At 44.7% G+C, this 552-nt stretch carries 2 tRNA genes and 1 rRNA gene; all 3 read right to left on the bottom strand.

What is annotated here, in order from left to right:
• Nucleotides 1-119: 119 nt before the first annotated feature.
• The 3 genes from WMO25_RS18750 to rrf all read right to left on the bottom strand — a co-directional run bounded on the left by WMO25_RS18750 (nt 120) and on the right by rrf (nt 390).
• Nucleotides 120-192 (bottom strand) — tRNA-Ala (locus WMO25_RS18750).
• Between the two features lie 3 nt (nt 193-195).
• Nucleotides 196-269: transfer RNA gene (locus tag WMO25_RS18745), tRNA-Ile, on the bottom strand.
• Nucleotides 270-272: 3 nt separating this feature from the next.
• Nucleotides 273-390: ribosomal RNA gene (gene rrf / locus WMO25_RS18740) — 5S ribosomal RNA — on the bottom strand.
• Nucleotides 391-552: the final 162 nt, after the last annotated feature.

Raw genomic sequence — 552 nt, 5'->3', positions numbered from 1 at the left:
TTTGAAATCTGTAAATCTTTTCTTTTCGATGATTTACGGCTTGATGTGTTTCTGATATGCAGTTTTCAAGGTACATACTCATTAATATACCACCATGAGCAATTGTCCATGATGGTAAATGGAGATGGAGAGATTCGAACTCTTGACCCCCTGCTTGCAAGGCAGGTGCTCTCCCAACTGAGCTACACCCCCATATGGGCTTAAGTGGACTCGAACCACCGACCTCACGCTTATCAGGCGTGCGCTCTAACCGGCTGAGCTATAAGCCCGTAATTTGGCAACCACCTACTCTCCCGTGCCGTCTCCAGCAAAGTACCATCGGCCGCTTAAGTCTTAACCGTCGTGTTCGGGATGGGAACGGGTGTGTCCCTTAAGCGCATCGTCACCAAAAGTGCTTTTGTATTATATCTTATATTCATTCGCTTGTCAAGAACTTTTTTTGAAATATTTTATTTCTTTTCGACAGCTTAACAATAAAACAATCCCTACTTCTTTTTCCTTAGAAAGGAGGTGATCCAGCCGCACCTTCCGATACGGCTACCTTGTTACGAC

Source organism: Coprococcus intestinihominis, assembly GCF_040096555.1.
Taxonomy (GTDB): domain Bacteria; phylum Bacillota; class Clostridia; order Lachnospirales; family Lachnospiraceae; genus Coprococcus_A; species Coprococcus_A intestinihominis.
This window is presented reverse-complemented; position numbering and strand designations above follow the sequence as displayed.